Annotated in this window: 20 protein-coding genes; 14 read left to right on the top strand and 6 right to left on the bottom strand. The window is 58.1% G+C overall.

The features are described 5' to 3' along the window. The first annotated feature begins 130 nt into the window (after positions 1 to 130). The 5 genes from rnm (at position 131) to rluB (ending at position 4,166) form a co-directional block, all read left to right on the top strand. Positions 131 to 1,012, top strand: a complete 882-nt coding sequence (rnm, locus tag ACSBQV_RS04825) for an RNase RNM (RefSeq protein WP_042784676.1) — start codon at positions 131 to 133, stop codon at positions 1,010 to 1,012. Between the two features lie 47 nt (positions 1,013 to 1,059). Next, positions 1,060 to 1,680, top strand: a complete 621-nt coding sequence (locus ACSBQV_RS04820) for an L-threonylcarbamoyladenylate synthase (protein ID WP_033643268.1) — start codon at positions 1,060 to 1,062, stop codon at positions 1,678 to 1,680. A 115-nt stretch (positions 1,681 to 1,795) separates the two neighbouring features. Beyond that, entirely contained in the window at positions 1,796 to 2,155 is a 360-nt protein-coding gene (locus ACSBQV_RS04815; protein ID WP_016927523.1) for a Rap1a/Tai family immunity protein, read from the top strand. A 148-nt stretch (positions 2,156 to 2,303) separates the two neighbouring features. After that, positions 2,304 to 3,101 carry an alpha/beta fold hydrolase gene (locus ACSBQV_RS04810; protein ID WP_099785814.1) on the top strand — a complete coding sequence of 266 codons (798 nt, stop codon included), beginning with the start codon at positions 2,304 to 2,306 and terminating at the stop codon, positions 3,099 to 3,101. Positions 3,102 to 3,260: 159 nt separating this feature from the next. Beyond that, positions 3,261 to 4,166, top strand: a complete 906-nt coding sequence (rluB, locus tag ACSBQV_RS04805) for a 23S rRNA pseudouridine(2605) synthase RluB (protein WP_033643266.1) — start codon at positions 3,261 to 3,263, stop codon at positions 4,164 to 4,166. Positions 4,167 to 4,205: 39 nt separating this feature from the next. Here rluB and cobO read toward each other — a convergent pair whose 3' ends face one another. Continuing rightward, complete coding sequence (cobO, locus tag ACSBQV_RS04800) at positions 4,206 to 4,796, bottom strand: cob(I)yrinic acid a,c-diamide adenosyltransferase (protein WP_033643265.1); 591 nt, start codon at positions 4,794 to 4,796, stop codon at positions 4,206 to 4,208. Between the two features lie 13 nt (positions 4,797 to 4,809). Continuing rightward, a complete protein-coding gene (locus tag ACSBQV_RS04795; protein ID WP_033643264.1) occupies positions 4,810 to 5,571 on the bottom strand; it encodes a YciK family oxidoreductase in 762 nt (253 codons plus the stop codon). Positions 5,572 to 5,930: 359 nt separating this feature from the next. On the opposite strand from ACSBQV_RS04795, the gene sohB reads away from it, so the two are divergent. After that, positions 5,931 to 6,977 (top strand): protease SohB, encoded by a 1,047-nt coding sequence (gene sohB, locus ACSBQV_RS04790; RefSeq protein WP_099785812.1) that lies wholly within the window; start codon positions 5,931 to 5,933, stop codon positions 6,975 to 6,977. Between the two features lie 50 nt (positions 6,978 to 7,027). Here sohB and ACSBQV_RS04785 read toward each other — a convergent pair whose 3' ends face one another. After that, positions 7,028 to 7,279, bottom strand: a complete 252-nt coding sequence (locus tag ACSBQV_RS04785) for a YciN family protein (protein WP_033650243.1) — start codon at positions 7,277 to 7,279, stop codon at positions 7,028 to 7,030. 426 nt (positions 7,280 to 7,705) lie between these two features. Here ACSBQV_RS04785 and topA point away from each other — a divergent pair, with 426 nt between their 5' ends. The 5 genes from topA (at position 7,706) to acnA (ending at position 15,124) form a co-directional block, all read left to right on the top strand. Then, a complete protein-coding gene (gene topA, locus ACSBQV_RS04780; RefSeq protein WP_042784671.1) occupies positions 7,706 to 10,303 on the top strand; it encodes a type I DNA topoisomerase in 2,598 nt (865 codons plus the stop codon). A gap of 5 nt (positions 10,304 to 10,308) precedes the next feature. Then, positions 10,309 to 10,443: a hypothetical protein gene (locus ACSBQV_RS04775; protein WP_255201708.1), complete on the top strand. Its 135-nt coding sequence runs from the start codon at positions 10,309 to 10,311 to the stop codon at positions 10,441 to 10,443. Positions 10,444 to 10,664: 221 nt separating this feature from the next. Beyond that, positions 10,665 to 11,639: an HTH-type transcriptional regulator CysB gene (gene cysB, locus ACSBQV_RS04770; RefSeq protein ID WP_004930690.1), complete on the top strand. Its 975-nt coding sequence runs from the start codon at positions 10,665 to 10,667 to the stop codon at positions 11,637 to 11,639. Positions 11,640 to 11,991: 352 nt separating this feature from the next. Next, entirely contained in the window at positions 11,992 to 12,228 is a 237-nt protein-coding gene (locus tag ACSBQV_RS04765; protein ID WP_079449787.1) for a hypothetical protein, read from the top strand. 223 nt (positions 12,229 to 12,451) lie between these two features. Continuing rightward, positions 12,452 to 15,124 carry an aconitate hydratase AcnA gene (acnA, locus tag ACSBQV_RS04760; RefSeq protein ID WP_099785808.1) on the top strand — a complete coding sequence of 891 codons (2,673 nt, stop codon included), beginning with the start codon at positions 12,452 to 12,454 and terminating at the stop codon, positions 15,122 to 15,124. A gap of 57 nt (positions 15,125 to 15,181) precedes the next feature. On the opposite strand, the gene ribA is transcribed toward acnA, so the two are convergent. Then, complete coding sequence (gene ribA / locus ACSBQV_RS04755) at positions 15,182 to 15,775, bottom strand: GTP cyclohydrolase II (RefSeq protein ID WP_019452695.1); 594 nt, start codon at positions 15,773 to 15,775, stop codon at positions 15,182 to 15,184. Between the two features lie 278 nt (positions 15,776 to 16,053). Between ribA and pgpB the strand changes: the two genes are divergently transcribed. The 3 genes from pgpB (at position 16,054) to lapB (ending at position 18,598) form a co-directional block, all read left to right on the top strand. Beyond that, the gene (pgpB, locus tag ACSBQV_RS04750; RefSeq protein ID WP_099785806.1) at positions 16,054 to 16,818 is read left to right on the top strand and encodes a phosphatidylglycerophosphatase B; all 765 of its coding nucleotides are present in this window, start codon (positions 16,054 to 16,056) and stop codon (positions 16,816 to 16,818) included. A 298-nt stretch (positions 16,819 to 17,116) separates the two neighbouring features. Continuing rightward, complete coding sequence (locus tag ACSBQV_RS04745) at positions 17,117 to 17,419, top strand: LapA family protein (RefSeq protein WP_033643257.1); 303 nt, start codon at positions 17,117 to 17,119, stop codon at positions 17,417 to 17,419. A 6-nt stretch (positions 17,420 to 17,425) separates the two neighbouring features. Beyond that, positions 17,426 to 18,598 (top strand): lipopolysaccharide assembly protein LapB, encoded by a 1,173-nt coding sequence (gene lapB, locus ACSBQV_RS04740; RefSeq protein ID WP_019452693.1) that lies wholly within the window; start codon positions 17,426 to 17,428, stop codon positions 18,596 to 18,598. A gap of 61 nt (positions 18,599 to 18,659) precedes the next feature. On the opposite strand, the gene ACSBQV_RS04735 is transcribed toward lapB, so the two are convergent. Together ACSBQV_RS04735 and bhsA are read right to left on the bottom strand one after the other, a co-directional pair. After that, positions 18,660 to 18,959, bottom strand: a complete 300-nt coding sequence (locus tag ACSBQV_RS04735) for a hypothetical protein (protein ID WP_033643255.1) — start codon at positions 18,957 to 18,959, stop codon at positions 18,660 to 18,662. Between the two features lie 174 nt (positions 18,960 to 19,133). Then, the gene (gene bhsA, locus ACSBQV_RS04730) at positions 19,134 to 19,394 is read right to left on the bottom strand and encodes a multiple stress resistance protein BhsA (RefSeq protein WP_033643254.1); all 261 of its coding nucleotides are present in this window, start codon (positions 19,392 to 19,394) and stop codon (positions 19,134 to 19,136) included. Positions 19,395 to 19,717: the final 323 nt, after the last annotated feature.

The raw sequence follows: 19,717 nt of genomic DNA, 5'->3' as shown, positions 1-19,717 counted from the left end.
CAATGTTTTAGCGGTCAGCGTGAATTCTGTTCATCATCCCGCCCGCGCGCCCAGCCGGGGCAGAATAGATTTCCGTCCGGCCGCCGATCGCAGGTATGATAGAAAACCAAGCCATTGCCGGATAGCCGTTTTGACAGACAGTAACCCTCAATCCACCGCTTTTACCCTGTACGATCTCCACAGCCATACGACCGCCTCCGACGGCTACCTGACGCCGACGCAGCTGGTGCAGCGGGCGGTAGAGATGCGCGTGGGTGTGTTGGCGATCACCGATCACGACACGACCGCCGGGCTGGCCGAGGCCGCCGCCGCCATCGCGGAGCAGGCGTTGCCGTTGCGGTTGGTCAATGGAGTGGAAATCTCGACGCTGTGGGAAAATCATGAAATCCATATTGTTGGGTTGGGTATGGACGTCGCGCATCCGGCGCTGGTGGCGCTGTTGGCGGAACAAACCGAACGCCGCAACCGGCGGGCGCAGGAGATCGGCGTGCGGCTGGGCAAGGCGCGTATTCCCGACGCCTATGCCGGCGCCCAGCGCCTGGCCGGAGCCGGCGCGGTGACCCGCGGCCATTTCGCCCGTTACCTGGTGGAGATCGGTGTGGCGGACAATATGGCTCAGGTGTTCAAGAAATACCTGGCCAAGGGGAAAACCGGCTATGTACCGCCGCAGTGGTGTACAATAGAACAAGCCATTGATGCGATTCATCAATCGGGCGGCCAGGCGGTGATGGCGCACCCGGGCCGTTACGATTTGACCGCGAAATGGCTGAAACGCTTGCTGGCGCATTTCGCCGAACACGGCGGCGACGCCATGGAAGTGGCGCAGTGTCAGCAGGCGCCGCATGAGCGCACTCAGCTGGCGAAATACGCGCAAGACTACCGCCTGTTGGCCTCGCAAGGCTCTGATTTCCATCAACCTTGCTCGTGGATCGAACTGGGGCGCAAGCTGTGGCTGCCGGGCGGCGTCGAGCCGGTGTGGCGCGATTGGCCGCAACCGGGCCAGGCGGTCTGATTTTACGCGCGTGGCAACGCGCGCGGGCATCATTTTAGGAGCAAGTCATGAGTCAGCTTTTTTATATTCACCCGGACAACCCGCAGCCGCGCCTGATCAACCAGGCGGTAGAGGTGCTGCGCAAAGGGGGGGTGATCGTTTATCCCACCGATTCCGGCTATGCGCTGGGCTGCATGCTGGAAGAGAAGGCGGCGATGGAGCGCATTTGCCGCATCCGTCAGCTGGACGGCAACCACAACTTTACCCTGATGTGCCGCGATCTGTCCGAGTTGTCGACCTATGCTCACGTCGATAATACGGCGTTCCGTCTGATCAAAAACAATACGCCGGGCAACTACACGTTCATTCTGAAAGCGACCAAAGAAGTGCCGCGCCGCCTGATGAATGAAAAGCGCAAAACCATCGGCCTGCGCGTGCCGTCGAACCCGATCGCGCTGGCGCTGTTGGAGGCGTTGAACGAACCGATGATGTCCACCACGCTGATGCTGCCGGGCAATGATTTCGCCGAGTCCGATCCGGAAGAGATCAGCGATCATTTGGGTAAGGTGGTCGATCTGGTGATCCACGGCGGCTTCCTCGGCCAACAGCCGACCACGGTTATCGATCTGACCGAATCCTCGCCGGAAGTGGTGCGCGAAGGCGCCGGCGACGCGGCGCCTTTCCGCTGATGTAAAATATTGCCACCTTGCCCATTGTCTGAAAAACGGCTGAAGCGACGCTATTTCGCGTGAAAGCCGCTATTCTTTAAGACTTCAGAATTGATAATGGGCAGGATGCGCAGCAATGATTAAACAGGTTTCTTTTTTAGCGGCCTTATTATTTTCCTCAATGGCAAATGCGGGTTTTTATTCGGGCAGCGGTTTGCTGGCGGAATCCGGCGGTTACGTAAAAAATAAAAGCGGTGAAGCTACCGTGGCCGAAGCGCTGAATGGCGGCATGTTTATGGGATACGTCGCCGGCGTATTCGATACCTATTCCATGCAGGGCAATCGCAATATCTGCCCAGAGGCCGGAATGAGCATCGGCGTAGCCGCCGACGCGGTAATGCAGTACTTGAACGAACATCCCGAGCAACTGCATTATTCCGCACCGTCGGTGATTATGCTGGCGTTGAGCGCCGCCTATCCCTGCGTGCGCCATTAAATTCCCTTTCCAATAAGTGCGCATTTTTTCATAAGGTGCGCTCGGGGCTTTTCCGCACGAACTTCAATAGATCACGACCTGCTGCGCTGTCACCCTTAGCCCGTCGGTAATTCCCGAACGGGTCGGGGAGAGACGTGCAGGAGGTAATATGACCGCATTTCACAGTGCCAACATGACGCTCGATTATCAGGATATCGGCTCAGGGCCGCTCACGTTGGTGTTGCTGCCCGGCTGGTGCGAACCGAAAACCGTGTTTGAGCCGTTCATCGCGCTGGCGGCCGAACGCTATCGGACGATCAGTCTCGATTGGCGTGGCCACGGCCTGTCGTCAAAAGCGGCGGAGATGTCGCTGACGGCGGACGATTTGCTGGAGGATGTGCGCCAACTGCTGACGGCGCTGCGTTTGGACAACGTGATCACCCTGTCGGTGGCGCACGCCAGCTGGTTGGCGGTGGCGTTGGCCGAGGCGTTGCCGCAGCAGGTGCGGGGCATGGTGTTTCTCGATTGGATCATGACGCACCCGGAGCCGGCGTTCTTTGCGGCGGTGAGCCGCATGCAACAGCCGCAGCAGTGGTTGGCGGCGCGCGACGCCTTGTTCGACTTCTGGCAGGGCGGCATCCGCCACGGTCGGGTCAAACGCCATCTGGAGGTCGAGATGGCGCAGGAGGATGACCGGCTCTGGCGCGCCGCCGGCGTGGCCATCGAACAGGCCTACCGGCAATTCGGTTCGCCGCTGCAACGCCTGGCGGGGATGAGCGCGCCGCCGCCGTGCCGGCATATTTACTCGCTGGATCGCCGCGATGACTATCTGCGGCAACAGCAGGCATTTGCCGCCGAGCGGCCGTTTTTCTCCGTGGCGCGATTAGAAGAGGCCCGCACTCACCTCGGCATTCTGGAACGGCCCGACGCGGTGCTGAGGGCGGTGGAGGACTTCTTGGCGCCGTGAACGCCGCTTGGGGTCACCGCCGATAAAGTGGGTTTCAACACCTTAGAAAGCCTGTATAATGCGCGGTTCGATCCTGATAAACGTATTATTACCGTTGCGGCGATTGGCCGCGGCGGTTATCCCCCCGACGCCTGTGAAGGCGACATTAGAGGTTGCTCAATGAGCGAAAAGTTACAGAAAGTATTAGCGCGCGCCGGGCACGGCTCGCGTCGTGAAATCGAAACCATGATTGAAGCCGGGCGCGTCAGCGTCGACGGCAAGGTCGCCAAGCTGGGCGATCGCGTTGAAGTGACCCCGGCGATGAAAATTCGTCTGGATGGCCATGTCCTGTCGATCAAAGAGTCCGAAGAAGTGGTCTGCCGCGTGCTGGCTTACTACAAACCGGAAGGTGAGCTGTGTACCCGCAGCGATCCTGAAGGCCGCCCGACGGTGTTCGATCGCTTGCCGAAGCTGCGCGGTTCGCGCTGGGTGGCGGTAGGGCGCCTGGACGTCAACACCTCCGGTCTGCTGCTGTTCACCACCGATGGCGAACTGGCCAACCGTCTGATGCACCCAAGCCGTGAAGTGGAACGCGAGTACGCGGTGCGCGTGTTCGGCCAGGTCGACGATGCGAAAGTGAAGCAACTGAGCAAAGGCGTGCAACTGGAAGACGGCCCGGCCGCGTTCCGCACCATCAGCTTCCAGGGCGGTGAAGGCCTCAACCAATGGTACAACGTGACCCTGACCGAAGGCCGCAACCGTGAAGTGCGTCGCCTGTGGGAAGCGGTGGGCGTGCAGGTGAGCCGCCTGATCCGCGTACGCTACGGCGATATCGATCTGCCGAAAGGCCTGCCGCGCGGCGGCTGGGCCGAGCTGGACCTGCCGGCGATCAACTACCTGCGCGAGCTGGTGGAATTGAAACCGGAAACGGTCAGCAAGATGCCGGTGGAGCGTGAGCGCCGCCGCGTGAAGGCTAACCAAATCCGTCGCGCGGTCAAGCGTCACTCGCAGGTGGCCGGCAGCGGCCGTCGCAGTGCGCCGGGCAGCAAACCGAGTAAATCGGGCAAACCGAGCAAACGCAGCTAATCCCGTCATTCTGGCCCCGTTCGGGGCCAGAACGTTTTGTTACCAATCGATCCCCTGTTGCGCCTTGATGCCCGCGTCGAACGCGTGTTTCACCGGCCGCATCTCCGTAACCGTATCCGCCATTTCCAGCAGCTCGCGATGGCAACCGCGCCCGGTCAGTATCACCGTTTGGTGCGCAGGGCGCTGCCGCAGCGCTTCTTTGAGCTCTTCCAGCTCCAGATAGCCGTAGGTCAACATGTAGGTCACTTCGTCCAGCAGCACCAGATCCAGGCCGCTGTCGGCCAGCATGCGTTTGCCGTGCTGCCACACCGCCTGGCAGGCGGCGGTGTCGCCTGCCTTGTTCTGCGTCTCCCAGGTGAAGCCGGTAGCCATCACCTGAAATTCAACGCCATGTTGCTGCAGCAGGTTTTTTTCGCCATTGGGCCACTCGCCCTTGATGAACTGGATCACCCCGGCGCGCATGCCGTGACCGACTGCGCGGGTGACGGTGCCGAAGGCGGCGGTGGTTTTGCCTTTGCCGTTGCCGGTAAACACCAGCAGCAGGCCGCGGGTGTCCTGCGCCGCGGCGATGCGTGCATCGACCTGTTCTTTCAGGCGCTGCTGGCGCTGTTGATGACGATCTTCCGCCATGAAACGCTCCTTATTATTCGGCCGCGCCGGGTTTGCGGTTCGGCTGGGCGTCGAAGCTCATGCCGGTTTTTCGCCGGCTGTCCTCGCCCATCAGATACAGGTACAGCGGCATGATGTCAGCCGGGGTTTTCAGCTTGTTTTTGTCTTCGTGCGGGAAGGCGGATGCGCGCATTTTGGTGCGAGTTCCGCCCGGATTGATGCAGTTTACCCGCAAATTACGATTTTTGTATTCATCGGCCAATACCTGCATCATGCCTTCGGTGGCGAACTTCGACACCGCATAAGCGCCCCAGTCGGCGCGGCCGGTGCGCCCGACGCTGGAACTGGTGAACACCAGCGACCCGGCGTGGGATTTCAGCAGCAGCGGCAGCAGCGCCTGAGTCAGCATAAAGGTGGCGTTGACGTTAACCTGCATCACCTCTTGCCACATGGTTATTGACAGGTCGGCCATCGGCGCAATGTCGCCCAGCAGGCCGGCGTTGTGCAGCACGCCGTCCAGGCGCGGGATTTGGCGTGCCAGATCGTCGGCTATCTGCCGGCATTGCTCCGGCGTGGCGTGCAGCAAGTCGAGCGTGACCACCAGGGCCGGGGCGCCGCCCTGGGCCGCGATCTCTTGTTGTACCGCCAGCAGTTTGCTTTCGGTGCGTCCCAGCAGCACTAACTGGGCGCCGAAGCGAGCGTAGGTCAGCGCCGCTTCGCGGCCGATGCCGTCTCCGGCGCCGGTGACCAAAATAATGCGTTGTTCGAGCAGATCTTGTTTGGGTTGGTAATGCACGATAAATCCTCGCCTGGGTGGCTGTTCTCCCGCGTATCGTGGGGAGCAAGGGTGAAACGCGCGGCCAGGGCGGGAGCGAGAGCTCGACCTTCTGCGGGCCGCGCAGCGAATCTGTCTCATCATATTGATGAATAATGGGTGTTATATGCCTTAATCCGTACGCATTTTCAATGCGTAGCAGGCTGAAATGGCATTCTTTTGTAACAAAAGCGGCGCGGCGGCGGCTTGGTTCGGCCTTGAATCGTCCCCATAGTGACGTGCAGAACGCAATGAATTTTCATTTAGCCGCGACAGCAGGCGCTGCGGTTGGCTAAAATGGAAAGAATCATACTAACAACCTGTAAATAAAGGCGGAATCTGTGGAGTTTATATCTGTTTATGGCCTGTTTCTGGCCAAGGTCGCCACGGTGGTGCTCGCCATCGCCGCGTTGGCCATACTGGCGGTCAGTCTGGGGCAACGCAAGAGCCGCCAGAAAGGGGAGCTGCAGCTGACCGATCTCGGTGAACAGTATCGCGAAATGCAGCGCGATATGCGCCTGGCGCGTATGGATACTGCCGAGCAAAAGGTTTGGCTGAAACAGTTCAAGAAGCAGACCAAATCTGATGACAAATTGAAGAAGCAGCGCGCCAAATCCGGCGCGGTGGAAGTGGACAAGCCGTGCCTGTACGTGTTGGACTTCAAGGGCAGCATGGATGCGCACGAGGTGACGTCGCTGCGCGAAGAGATCTCCGCGGTGCTGGCGGTGGCCTCGGCGCAGGATGAAGTCCTGCTGCGTCTGGAAAGCCCGGGCGGGGTGGTGCACGGCTACGGCCTGGCGGCTTCGCAGCTGGAGCGCTTGCGCAAAGGCGGCATCCGCCTGACGGTGGCGGTGGATAAAGTGGCGGCCAGCGGCGGCTACATGATGGCCTGTGTCGCGGATCGCATCGTGGCGGCGCCGTTCGCCATCATCGGTTCCATCGGCGTGGTGGCGCAGATCCCGAATTTCCACCGCCTGCTGAAGAAAAACGACATCGACGTGGAGCTGCATACCGCCGGGCAGTTTAAACGTACGCTGACGCTGTTCGGTGAAAATACCGAGCAGGGGCGCGAGAAGTTCCGCGAAGATCTGAACGAAACGCACGAGCTGTTCAAACGCTTCGTGCACGAGCAGCGCCCGTCGCTGGACATCGACAGCGTCGCCACCGGTGAGCACTGGTTCGGGACCCAGGCCAAAGAGAAAGGCCTTATCGACGCCATCGGCACCAGCGACGATTTGTTGATCGCCGAGTTGGATAACCACGAAGTGATCGCCGTGCGCTATGCGCGTCGTAAACGTTTGATGGATCGTTTCACCGGCAGCGCGGCGGAAAGCGTCGATCGTTTGCTGTTGCGCTGGTGGCAGCGCGGGGAAAAGCCGTTGTTGTAAGGCGAGAAGTGCAGGAATCAACGGGGGCCAGGCGCCCCCGTTTTGTTTTCTCAATCGACCAAATGGTATTTTTCCGAAAGCAGGTGAGCCAAATGTTTAAACATATTAAATACGGCGGTGGTTTTGGCGGTGGGCAATCCATCGGCATCTAAAAAGTATTCGCCGCGAAAAACTAAAACGCCGCTTTTTTGTTCAACGTCGGTGGCGATCATGCCGTGCAGATAATCTTCGTGTTGGCGGATGATGTTATTTGCTTCCGCCAGCAGGGCCTCGCGGCCGATAGGTGCAGTATTCTTGTGCATTTATTAGACTCCAAACAAAAAACGCTGCGCATATTCTAACGCCGGTTCGCTTTTATCCGCAAACCGACTAAGGTTTATTTGCCGTCTGGATGGCCATGGGCGGCGGCCGGTTGGCGAAATCTGCCTTTCCGTGCTAATTAGGTTGCGTGACGCTTTTTATCAGGTACAGTGTGGGATTTTGCGGCGTCGGGTGGAAGGTTTTGTTTACGCCATGAATAAAAATCACGCAGCCATACTTCTGGGCATGGGTGAATAGCAGGCAGGATCAACAACTTGCGTTCAGGTTGAGCAGTTGGGCAACCAAAAGAAAAAAATCTGTTGATCTCTTGCCAGACTGCCGCAATATAAAAAAAGAGACACGAATTGCCGCGGCACGGCGAGATAAAAGACTTCTTTTTAGAAGAAATAAATTAGGTAAAGGTAAATATGGGTAAAGCTCTCGTAATAGTTGAGTCCCCGGCAAAAGCCAAAACTATTAATAAATATTTAGGAAGTGACTACGTGGTGAAGTCCAGCGTCGGTCATATCCGTGATTTGCCGACCAGTGGCTCAGCCAGCAAAAAGAGCGCTGACTCAACCGAAGACAAAGCCAAGAAAAAAGTTAAAAAAGATGAGAAGGCGGCGCTGGTAAATCGCATGGGCGTCGACCCTTACCACGGCTGGAAAGCGCATTATGAAATCCTGCCGGGTAAAGAAAAAGTGGTCGCCGAGTTAAAATCGTTAGCGGAAAACGCCGACCACATTTATCTCGCAACCGACCTTGACCGCGAAGGGGAAGCCATCGCCTGGCACCTGCGGGAAGTGATCGGTGGGGATGACAAACGCTTTAGCCGCGTGGTGTTTAACGAAATCACCAAAAACGCGATCCAACAGGCGTTCAAACAGCCGGGCGAGTTGAACATTGACCGCGTCAACGCGCAGCAGGCGCGCCGATTTATGGACCGCGTGGTGGGCTATATGGTCTCGCCGCTGCTGTGGAAAAAAATCGCCCGCGGCCTGTCCGCCGGCCGCGTACAGTCGGTGGCGGTGCGCCTGGTGGTTGAGCGTGAGCGCGACATCAAGGCGTTCGTGCCGGAAGAGTACTGGGAGCTGCATGCCGATCTGCTGGCGAAGGGTGACACCGCGCTGCAGATGGAAGTGACCCATGCGCACGACAAACCGTTCAAGCCGGTCAACCGCGAGCAGACGCACGCCGCGGTCAAGTTGCTGGAAAAAGCCCGCTACACGGTGCTGGATCGCGAAGACAAACCGACCAGCAGCAAGCCGGGCGCGCCTTTCATTACCTCCACGCTGCAACAGGCCGCCAGCACCCGCCTGAGCTTCGGCGTGAAGAAAACCATGATGATGGCGCAACGGCTGTATGAAGCCGGTCACATCACCTATATGCGTACCGACTCCACCAACCTGAGCCAGGATGCGCTCAACATGGTGCGTGGCTACATCGGCGACAACTTCGGCGATAAATACCTGCCGAAGGCGCCGAATCAGTACAGCAGCAAAGAGAATTCGCAGGAAGCGCACGAAGCGATCCGTCCTTCGGACGTGAACGTGCTCGCCGAGCAGCTCAAAGACATGGAAGCGGACGCGCAGAAGCTGTATCAGCTGATCTGGCGTCAGTTCGTCGCCTGCCAGATGACGCCGGCGCAATACGATTCCACCACGCTGACGGTGAAAGCCGGCGATTATCAGCTGCGCGCCAAGGGCCGTACGCTGCGCTTTGACGGCTGGACCAAGGTGATGCCGGCCCTGCGCAAAGGCGATGAAGATCGCACGTTGCCGTTCGTCGAAATCGGCAGCGAGCTGGATCTGCAGAAACTGATCCCGAGCCAGCACTTCACCAAGCCGCCGGCGCGCTACAGCGAAGCCTCGCTGGTGAAAGAGCTGGAAAAACGCGGCATCGGCCGTCCGTCCACTTACGCCTCCATCATCTCGACCATTCAGGATCGCGGTTATGTGCGGGTGGAAAGCCGCCGTTTCTATGCCGAGAAAATGGGTGAGATCGTCACCGATCGTCTGGAAGAGAACTTCCGCGAGCTGATGAACTATGACTTCACCGCGCGCATGGAAGACGGCCTCGATGAGGTCGCCAACAACCAGGCCGAGTGGAAAGCGGTGCTGGACGAATTCTTCGTCGACTTCAGCGAGCAGCTTGAAACGGCGGAGAAGGATCCGGAAGAAGGCGGCATGCGGCCTAACCAGATGGTGATGACCAGCATCGACTGCCCGACCTGCGGCCGCAAGATGGGCATCCGTACCGCCAGCACCGGGGTCTTCCTCGGCTGTTCCGGCTACGCGCTGCCGCCGAAGGAACGTTGCAAAACCACCATCAACCTGGTGCCGGAAGCGGAAGTGCTCAACATCCTCGAAGGCGACGACGCGGAAACCAACGCGCTGCGCGCCCGCCGCCGCTGCCAGAAATGCGGTACGGCGATGGACAGCTATCTGATCGACAACCAGCGCAAGCTGCACGTCTGCGGTAACAACCCGGCGTGTGACGGCTATGAGATCGAAGAGGGCGAGTTCCGTCTGAAAGGCTATGATGGCCCGGTGGTGGAGTGCGACAAGTGCGGCTCGGAAATGCACCTGAAAATGGGGCGTTTCGGCAAGTACATGGGCTGCACCAACGAGAACTGCAAAAACACCCGCAAGATCCTGCGTAACGGCGATGTCGCGCCGCCGAAGGAAGATCCGGTGCCGTTGCCGGAGCTGCCGTGCGAGAAGTCCGACGCCTATTTCGTGCTGCGTGACGGCGCTGCCGGCGTGTTCCTGGCGGCCAACACCTTCCCTAAATCGCGCGAGACCCGCGCGCCGCTGGTGGAGGAACTGGCTCGCTTCAAGGATCGTCTGCCGGAGAAACTGCGCTACCTGGCCGATGCGCCGGTGGCGGATGCCGAAGGCAACAAAACCCTGGTGCGTTTCAGCCGTAAAACCAAGCAGCAGTACGTCTCCTCTGAAAAAGACGGCAAGGCGACCGGTTGGTCCGCGTTCTACGTGGACGGCAAGTGGGTCGAAGGCAAGAAGTAAGGCCGATGTCCTGCCCGCAAGATGAAAAACCAGCCCTGGCGGCTGGTTTTTTTATTGGTGAAAAGGGGCAAACGGATCTATCCTTTGCTGTTTTTATCCCTCCGACACCGCCGTTTCACGTTGATACCCATGCAAAATAATCGTTATCATAGTGTGACGCGGATCTATACTTGAAGCTGCATCGTGGTATAGTGGTTATATAAAAAGTTTTTTTATTATTAAAGCTTATTAACAACGGCGTTTTCTTCACCATCAGGGTAGAACACGGGGTTTATGGCTTGTGAGTTTCAGCATACCGGGGCGACACCGATATACCTGGCTGCGGGTAAGCCGCAGTGTTTAACCTAGGATGGTATAAGATATGAAATTGCAGCAGCTTCGTTACATTGTGGAAGTGGTTAACCACAACCTGAATGTCTCCTCGACGGCAGAAGGGCTCTATACCTCTCAACCCGGCATCAGTAAACAGGTGCGCATGCTCGAAGATGAGCTGGGCATCCAGATTTTCGCCCGCAGCGGCAAGCACCTGACCCAGGTCACCCCGGCCGGCCAGGAAATCATTCGCATCGCGCGTGAAGTGCTGTCCAAGGTAGACGCCATCAAGGCCGTCGCCGGTGAACACACCTACCCGGACAAAGGCTCGCTGTACGTCGCCACCACGCATACCCAGGCTCGCTACGCCTTGCCCAACGTGATTAAAGGCTTCATCGAGCGTTACCCGCGTGTCTCGCTGCACATGCATCAGGGCTCGCCGACGCAGATCGCCGAAGCGGTCTCCAAGGGCACCGCAGATTTCGCCATCGCCACCGAAGCGCTGCACCTGTATGACGATCTTATCATGCTGCCGTGCTACCACTGGAACCGTGCGGTGGTGGTGAAGCCCGATCATCCTTTGGCGGGCAAAAGCAGCATCAGCATTGAAGAACTGGCGGCTTACCCGATCGTCACTTACACCTTCGGCTTTACCGGTCGTTCGGAGCTGGACACCGCCTTCAACCGCGCCGGCCTGACGCCGCGCATCGTCTTTACCGCCACTGACGCCGACGTGATTAAAACCTATGTGCGTTTGGGATTGGGGGTAGGGGTGATCGCCAGCATGGCGGTGGATCCGGTGCAGGATCCGGATCTGGTGACGGTGGATGCGCGCGATATCTTCACCTACAGCACCACTAAAATCGGCTTCCGCCGCAGCACCTTCCTGCGCAGCTACATGTACGACTTCATTCAGCGCTTCGCGCCGCACCTGACGCGCGACGTGGTCGACAGCGCAGTGGCGCTGCGCTCCAACGAAGAGATTGAAGCGATGTTCAAGGACATCAAGCTGCCGATTAAGTAATCGTTGACGATATCAAATCAAACCCGGTTAGGCGCCTGCCAAACCGGGTTTTTTTAGCACGGAAACCCGCACCTTCCTTGTTTGTCAGGATCATCCTGAAAAACTGCCGTCCTCTTTTCAATCCGTTCACCTCTAAGTAGACTGCAAAACGTTCGGATCATTGAATAAGGAAATTCAACGTTATGCAGATATGCAGGCTTAACTACGCTGATTTATCGAGTGATTTCCAGATCCTTCGGGATGCGCTGCTAAGGCGTAGAAAGGTGAGAGTGCCTGGAGGTCGAGGGCTGATGGCGTACGGTCGTATAGATGTTCAAGGCGAGCCTGATTACAGTAAATGCGTGGTATCACAATGAAAAAAAGTCTCTGGATTGTTCTGTTCTTGTTGCTAACCTTTTTGTTGTTGCGCTACCTGCCAGACGGAATTTTCGACAGCTTCGTTTCCAACAACATAGAAATTAGCGGTGATGGTGAAATAGGGATGAATAATTTCGACTCGGCTGTCATTGCCATTAAATTGGGTGTCTCTGCTATCATTGCTGCAGTTGTGCTCACAGTATGTCGCCGCCTGGTGCGCAAACCCCGCTAAAGCCGCGAGATTTTCCCTGCCAAAACGCCGCCTCGTTGCGGCGTTTTCGTTGACGCGTAGCCTAACCCCTTGGCTGCGCTCGCACTTCCTTCTTCTTGATTGTTCTCACCTATCGCTGTGATCAAATCGTGTTGTTATCAAAACGTTAACTTATCTTTGTGGTATCTTTAAACAAGACCTCACTGATTACCCTGTTTTAATCACAATAAGAAATGGAGGAGCTATGTCGTCCGATCTTCGTGAAACAAGTCTGGATAAGCTGGTTGCGCTGAATAGCGAATATTACTACTACAGTCTGCCGCTGGCGGCGAAGCAGCTGGGTGATATCGACCGGTTGCCGAAATCAATGAAAGTGCTGTTGGAGAACCTGCTGCGCCATGTGGATGGCGATACCGTGCAGGTTGACGACCTCAAGGCCATCGTCGCCTGGTTGCAAACCGGCCATGCTGACCGTGAGATCGCCTACCGTCCGGCGCGCGTGCTGATGCAGGATTTTACCGGCGTCCCGGCGGTGGTGGATCTGGCGGCGATGCGTGAAGCGGTGCGGCGGCTGGGCGGCAATGTCGACCAGGTGAACCCGCTGTCACCGGTGGATCTGGTGATTGACCACTCGGTTACCGTCGATGAATTCGGCGATGACAACGCCTTCGAAGACAACGTTCGTATCGAAATGCAGCGCAACCACGAGCGCTACACCTTCCTGCGCTGGGGGCAGAAAGCCTTCAACCGTTTCCGCGTGGTGCCGCCAGGCACCGGCATCTGCCACCAGGTCAATCTCGAATACCTCGGCCAAACGGTGTGGCACAGCGACGAAAGCGGTCGCCGCGTGGCCTATCCGGATACGCTGGTGGGCACCGATTCCCACACCACCATGATCAACGGCCTGGGCATTCTCGGCTGGGGCGTCGGCGGTATCGAAGCGGAAGCGGCGATGCTGGGCCAGCCGGTGTCGATGCTGATCCCGGACGTCGTCGGCTTTAAGCTGACCGGCAAGCTCCGCGAGGGCATTACCGCCACCGACCTGGTGCTGACGGTCACCCAAATGCTGCGTAAGCACGGCGTTGTCGGCAAGTTCGTCGAGTTTTACGGCGACGGCCTGGCCGATCTGCCGTTGGCGGACCGGGCGACCATCGCCAATATGTCGCCGGAGTTCGGCGCCACCTGCGGTTTCTTCCCGGTAGATGACGTCACGCTCGGCTACATGAAACTCAGCGGCCGCAGCGCCGAACAAATCGCGCTGGTGGAAGCCTACGCCAAGGCGCAGGGCATGTGGCGCAACCCGGGGGATGAGCCGGTCTTCACCAGCTCGCTGGCGCTGGATATGTCGACGGTCGAGGCCAGCCTCGCCGGGCCGAAACGCCCGCAGGATCGCGTCGCGCTGCCGAATGTGCCGCAGGCGTTCAAGGCCGCTACCGAGTTGGATATCGGCGGCCACAAGACCAAGGCAGACAGCAAACCCTTTACGCTGGATGGGCAGCAGCACGAGCTGCACGACGGCGCGGTGGTGATCGCGGCGATCACCTCCTGCACCAACACCTCCAACCCGAGCGTGATGATGGCGGCTGGCCTGCTGGCGAAAAACGCCGTCAAGAAAGGGCTGCGCAGCAAACCTTGGGTAAAAACGTCGTTGGCGCCGGGTTCCAAAGTGGTGACCGACTACTTCGACAGCGCCAAGCTCACCGCTTATCTGGAAGAACTGGGGTTCAACCTGGTGGGATATGGCTGTACCACCTGTATCGGCAACTCCGGGCCGCTGCCGGATCCTATCGAGCAGGCGATCAAAGAGGGCGATCTGACCGTGGGCGCGGTGCTGTCGGGCAACCGTAACTTCGAAGGGCGCATCCACCCGCTGGTGAAAACCAACTGGCTGGCCTCACCGCCGCTGGTTGTGGCGTATGCGCTGGCGGGCAGCATGAAGATCGACCTGACCAAAGAGCCGCTGGGCGAGGGCAATGACGGTCAACCGGTCTACCTGAAGGACATCTGGCCGAGCAGCCAGGACATTGCTCAGGCGGTGGAAGAAGTGCGCACCGAGATGTTCCACAAAGAATACGGCGAAGTGTTCGATGGCGACGCCAACTGGCAGGCGATCCAGGTGACCGGTTCGGCGACCTATCAATGGCAGGAGGATTCTACCTATATCCGCCATCCTCCGTTTTTCAGCACCATGAAGGTGAAGCCGGATCCGGTGCAGGACATCAAGGACGCGCGCATTCTGGCGATTCTGGCCGATTCGGTGACCACCGACCACATCTCGCCGGCGGGCAACATCAAGCGCGACAGCCCGGCGGGGCGTTACCTGAGCGAGCACGGCGTGGCGCCGCAGGATTTTAACTCCTACGGTTCGCGCCGCGGAAACCATGAAGTGATGATGCGCGGCACCTTCGCCAACATCCGCATCCGCAACGAAATGGTGCCGGGCGTGGAGGGGGGCTATACCCGCTATATTCCGTCGCAGCAGCAACTGTCGATCTACGACGCCGCCATGCAGTACCAGCAGGAGCAAGTGCCGCTGGCGGTGATCGCCGGTAAAGAGTACGGTTCCGGCTCCAGCCGCGACTGGGCGGCGAAAGGGCCGCGCCTGCTGGGCGTGCGGGTGGTGATCGCCGAATCCTTCGAGCGTATTCACCGCTCCAACCTGATCGGCATGGGTATTTTGCCGCTGGAGTTCCCGCAGGGCGTGACGCGCAAAACGCTGGGGCTGACCGGGGACGAGCAGATCAGCGTCGGCGGCCTGCAACAGCTGCAGCCGGGCCAGACGGTGCCGGTACATATCACCTATGCCGACGGGCGCAAGGAGGTGATCGACACCCGTTGCCGCATCGATACCGGCAATGAGCTGACCTACTACGAAAACGACGGCATCCTGCACTACGTAATCAGGAAAATGCTGTAAATCGGGCAGTAAAAAGGGCGCCGCAAGGCGCCCTGATGGTTTTCACCGTGGCGGCGATCACTTCTGGTCGAGCAAATGGCCCATTTTGGCGGCCTTGGTGGCCAGATAGTGTTCGTTCTTCGGATTGCGGCCGACGATCAGCGGCACGCGCTCGCTGATATTGATACCGGCTTCGGTCAGGATCTCGACCTTTTTCGGATTGTTGGTCAGCAAGCGCACCGCGTCGACGCCCAGCAGTTTGAACATGTCGGCGCACAGGGTGAAGTCGCGTTCGTCGGCGGCGAAGCCGAGCTGATGGTTGGCTTCCACGGTGTCTGCGCCCTTATCCTGCAGGGCATAGGCGCGGATCTTGTTCAACAGGCCGATATTGCGGCCCTCCTGGCGATGATAAAGCAGGATGCCGCGGCCTTCTTCGGCGATCTGCTCCAGCGCGGCTTCCAGCTGAAAACCGCAGTCGCAGCGCAGGCTGAACAACGCGTCGCCGGTCAGACATTCGGAATGCACGCGTGCGAGCACCGGCGCTTCACCGGAAATATCACCGAAAACCAGCGCCAGATGATCGTGCCCGGTCGCCAGTTCTTCGAATCCTACCATCAGGAAATCGCCCCAAGGTGTCGGCAGTTTAGCCTCTGCCACCCGTTTAAGCTGCATGTCACTCTCCACAAAAACCTACGATTCAATCATTGTCGCGCATCCTAAGTCCGGTTAGTGCATTGACCAAGACTAAAACGTGCTACGCCGATCTCTATTTCGTTAATTATCGGCTATTTTGCCACAACTTCTTGCCGGGCGGTGCTCAGCAAACCAGCAGATGGCGTTTTCTGGCCACCTATTATTGCGATAGATTGTCTATCTGTTTAATTTTTCGCGTGTTATCAAGATTGCACTCTTGTTACACTGCAGCCTGATTCACGCAGAGGAAAACGGGAATGTATGAGATAGCAAAACGCACGGCGGGCGGCGCGTTGCTGCTGTTGTTGATGCCGCTGGCGGTCTGGGTATCCGGCTGGCACTGGCAACCCGGCGGCAATGACCGGCTGCTGAAAGCGCTGTACTGGGTGACCGAAACCGTGACCTCGCCGTGGGGCATTCTGACCAGCGCGATCCTCTGCGGTTGGTTTTTGTGGTGCCTGCGCTTTCGGCTGAAGCCGGCCATCGGTCTGGCGATGCTGCTTTTCGCCGCGCTGTTGATTGGGCAGGGCGTGAAGTCGTTGATCAAGGATCGGGTGCAAGAGCCGCGTCCTTTCGTGGTGTGGTTGGAGCAAACCCACGGCGTGGACGGCAAGTATTTCTACTCGCTGCAGCGCAAAGAGCGCAGCGCGCTGGTGCGCGAGCAACTGCAAGACCAGTCGCTGGTGCCGGGCTGGCTGCGCAAGCACTGGCAGTTTGAAACCGGCTTTGCTTTTCCGTCGGGGCACACCATGTTCGCCGCCACCTGGGCGCTATTGGGCGTAGGGCTGCTGTGGCCGCGCCGCCATTACAAAACCGTCGCGATCCTGATGGTGTGGGCGGCCGGGGTAATGGGCAGCCGCTTGCTGCTGGGCATGCACTGGCCGCGCGATCTGGCGATGGCCACGTTGATCAGTTGGTTGCTGGTGGTGATCACCTGCTGGCTGGCGCAGCGCTGGTTCGGTCCTCTGACGCCGCCGCCGCAAGAGCAGCAGGAAATCGCGGCGCGCAAGCCGGAGAAATGAACGTTATGTGACCATGTCACAAAAAGCGCGGCGCCAGATCGGCGCCGCATTAACCGCTTACATTTTCCCGCCATTGCAATCCGCGCCGTCGCCCCCATATCCTTATAAATTCGACGTTTTGAGAAGCTTTCTCATCAATTTGTTCGTTAAAGCCGTTTACTGCCGAATATGCCAGCAGATATGTGGTTTTATCGTGCCGCAGGGTTTCCCTGCCGCAACGGGAAATGCTAACTTAAGGGTTAGGGACGCCACGTTTTGGCATCGTTCATCCGATTCACTCGGCATCGCGGGAAAGAATGTGAAATATTTGCTGATTTTTTTGTTGGTTCTGGTGATCTTCGTGATTTCCGTCACCTTGGGTGCGCATAACGATCAGGTGGTCAATTTTAACTATCTGGTTGCGCAGGGCGATTATCGCGTATCGACCCTGTTGGCCACGCTGTTTGGCGCCGGTTTCATTCTCGGCTGGATCATTTGCGGTCTGTTCTATCTGCGTACGCGCATTGCGCTGGGCCGCGCCGAGCGCAAGATCAAAAGGCTGGAGCTGCAGCTTGAGCAGCCCGCTGAACCGGCGGCTCAGGCCGTTGTCAGCAAGGAATAACCCTCTATGTTAGAACTGCTGTTTCTGTTGCTGCCCGTGGCTGCCGCGTACGGTTGGTACATGGGGCGCAGAAGCGCTCAGCAGGATAAACAGCAAGAAGCCAACCGCCTGTCGCGTGAATACGTGGCAGGGGTGAACTTTCTGCTTTCAAACCAGCAGGATAAGGCGGTCGATCTGTTCCTCGACATGTTGAAAGAGGACAGCAACACCGTTGAGGCCCACCTGACGTTGGGCAACCTGTTCCGCTCGCGCGGCGAAGTCGACCGCGCTATCCGCATCCATCAGGCCTTGATGGAAAGCGCTTCCCTGACCTTTGAACAGCGCCTGTTGGCGGTGCAGCAGCTGGGCCGTGACTATATGGCCGCCGGGCTTTATGACCGCGCGGAAGACATGTTCAGCCAGTTGACTGACGAAGCGGATTTTCGCGTCTCGGCGCTGCAGCAACTGCTGGTGATCCATCAGGCGACCAGCGACTGGCAGAAAGCGATCGACGTGGCGGAAAAGTTGGTCAAGCTGGGCAAAGAGAAACAACGCGTCGAGATCGCGCACTTTTATTGTGAACTGGCGCTGCAGGCGATGGGCAGCGACGATCTCGATCGGGCGATGAGCCTGCTCAAGCGTGCGGACGCGGCCGATAAACAGTGCGCGCGCGTGTCCATCATGTTCGGGCGCATTTACATGGCGCAAAACGACTACGCCAAAGCGGCGGAGTCGCTGCAACGCGTATTGAGTCAGGATAAAGAGCTGGTCAGCGAAACGCTGCCGATGCTGCAGGAATGCTACCGGCACCTGCCGGAACAGCAGCACAACTGGGCTGATTTCCTGAAGCGCTGCGTGGAAGAGAACACCGGCGCAACCGCCGATCTGATGCTGGCCGAAATCATCGAGCAGCACGAAGGGCGCGACGTGGTGCAGGTCTATATCAACCGCCAGCTGCAGCGTCATCCCACTATGCGGGTGTTTTATCGGCTGATGGATTATCACCTGGCGGACGCTGAAGACGGCCGTGCGAAAGAGAGTCTGCTGTTGTTGCGCGATATGGTCGGCGAGCAAATTCGCACCAAGCCGCGTTACCGCTGCCACAAATGTGGCTTCACCGCGCACTCGCTCTATTGGCATTGTCCGTCGTGTCGCGCCTGGTCATCGGTTAAACCGATCCGCGGTCTGGACGGACAATAGCGCGGCGGTGAGACAAAATAAAACGGGGCGATTGATCGCCCCGTTTTTCTATGTTCATCGCTTACTTTTTCTTGCCGCCTTTAGCGCCGGTTTTCAATAGCTGACGCAGCTTCTTCAGCTCTTTCTGGCTCAGAGGCTGTTCGATTTCTTCTTCGGTGCTTTGATTGTCGATCTCGCCGTGGTGCAGGTCGTCCGCTTTCTTGGCCGGTTTTTCTGCCTTGACGACGGGCGCGTTGAAGCTACTTTCCAGGCGCTGGCACACTTCCACGCTCAATGAAAATTCGTTTTCAGCGGCGGCGGCGCGGATTTTCTCCTTCAGTGCCAGAGGAATTTTAATGGTAAGTGTCGATATCTCGCTCATTTTGAAAGCCTTTCTGCAGGAAGATGCCTTCAAGCTAAGCCACTGGCGATCGGGTGTCTAGTGTGTAATAAAAATTTAATATTTTTGTAACAATAAAGAGCGGGGCAAATGCGGGGGGTTTTTAAGCGGGAAACAGAGGCAGGGCCCGAAATCTCGAGCCCTGTACCGGAAACCTTATTTGTAGATGATCGCGGTGCCGCTCAACATGTTGTTACCGCCGGCGGAGATAATGCGGTAGCTGCTGGCGCCCTGAGCATCTGCTTTAGCGGCCAGTTTTTTCTCCAGGCTGCTGAGGGTGGTTGCGTGGCCTGCGGAAACGACGCCGGTCGCGGTCAGGCTATCGGCCTGCTGGCTGTTGATCGGCTCAGCGGCCAAAGTGGCGAAAGAGGTCAGTGCGATAGCGGCAGCGGCTGCAAAATATTTGATGGTTTTCATGGGTGACTCCAGTCTGTTTATTTAGGAAGGAAGCCATTCGCTTCCGATGTGGTGAATAATAAAGCATCTGTGCCGATTGAAAATCTGATAATGCTGAGCAAGTTGTTCAAAATATTTGATCGATAATTTACGCATCTTTACGGCGTTTTACGCTGCGTGGTTTATTGCTGACGCGCTTACGTTGACGCGCCATGACAAAGACGCAAGGTAACATGACAGAGCGCCGGTGCGCGCTGCGGCTGGGATTTCTGGCCCCTGGCATGTAGAATGCGGCGGTCAGTTTCGCGGGTGAGTCCCTGATTATCTCCATTTTACAGAAGGTA

It is taken from the genome of Serratia sp. B501 (assembly GCF_051172315.1).
GTDB lineage: Bacteria > Pseudomonadota > Gammaproteobacteria > Enterobacterales > Enterobacteriaceae > Serratia > Serratia ureilytica.
The sequence above is the reverse complement of the archived record's forward strand: the minus strand, read 5'-3'. Positions and strand labels throughout refer to the sequence as shown.

What these genes read in the sequence shown, in the direction of transcription:
- ACSBQV_RS04820 (WP_033643268.1), top strand. Translation starts at nt 1,060, where the DNA reads ATGAGTCAGCTTTTTTATATTCACCCGGACAACCCGCAGCCGCGCCTG.
- ACSBQV_RS04815 (WP_016927523.1), top strand. Translation starts at nt 1,796, where the DNA reads ATGATTAAACAGGTTTCTTTTTTAGCGGCCTTATTATTTTCCTCAATG.
- ACSBQV_RS04810 (WP_099785814.1), top strand. Translation starts at nt 2,304, where the DNA reads ATGACCGCATTTCACAGTGCCAACATGACGCTCGATTATCAGGATATC.
- rluB (WP_033643266.1), top strand. Translation starts at nt 3,261, where the DNA reads ATGAGCGAAAAGTTACAGAAAGTATTAGCGCGCGCCGGGCACGGCTCG.
- cobO (WP_033643265.1), bottom strand. Translation starts at nt 4,796, where the DNA reads ATGGCGGAAGATCGTCATCAACAGCGCCAGCAGCGCCTGAAAGAACAG.
- ACSBQV_RS04785 (WP_033650243.1), bottom strand. Translation starts at nt 7,279, where the DNA reads ATGCACAAGAATACTGCACCTATCGGCCGCGAGGCCCTGCTGGCGGAA.
- topA (WP_042784671.1), top strand. Translation starts at nt 7,706, where the DNA reads ATGGGTAAAGCTCTCGTAATAGTTGAGTCCCCGGCAAAAGCCAAAACT.
- ACSBQV_RS04775 (WP_255201708.1), top strand. Translation starts at nt 10,309, where the DNA reads ATGTCCTGCCCGCAAGATGAAAAACCAGCCCTGGCGGCTGGTTTTTTT.
- cysB (WP_004930690.1), top strand. Translation starts at nt 10,665, where the DNA reads ATGAAATTGCAGCAGCTTCGTTACATTGTGGAAGTGGTTAACCACAAC.
- ACSBQV_RS04765 (WP_079449787.1), top strand. Translation starts at nt 11,992, where the DNA reads ATGAAAAAAAGTCTCTGGATTGTTCTGTTCTTGTTGCTAACCTTTTTG.
- acnA (WP_099785808.1), top strand. Translation starts at nt 12,452, where the DNA reads ATGTCGTCCGATCTTCGTGAAACAAGTCTGGATAAGCTGGTTGCGCTG.
- ribA (WP_019452695.1), bottom strand. Translation starts at nt 15,775, where the DNA reads ATGCAGCTTAAACGGGTGGCAGAGGCTAAACTGCCGACACCTTGGGGC.
- pgpB (WP_099785806.1), top strand. Translation starts at nt 16,054, where the DNA reads ATGTATGAGATAGCAAAACGCACGGCGGGCGGCGCGTTGCTGCTGTTG.
- lapB (WP_019452693.1), top strand. Translation starts at nt 17,426, where the DNA reads ATGTTAGAACTGCTGTTTCTGTTGCTGCCCGTGGCTGCCGCGTACGGT.
- ACSBQV_RS04735 (WP_033643255.1), bottom strand. Translation starts at nt 18,959, where the DNA reads ATGAGCGAGATATCGACACTTACCATTAAAATTCCTCTGGCACTGAAG.
- bhsA (WP_033643254.1), bottom strand. Translation starts at nt 19,394, where the DNA reads ATGAAAACCATCAAATATTTTGCAGCCGCTGCCGCTATCGCACTGACC.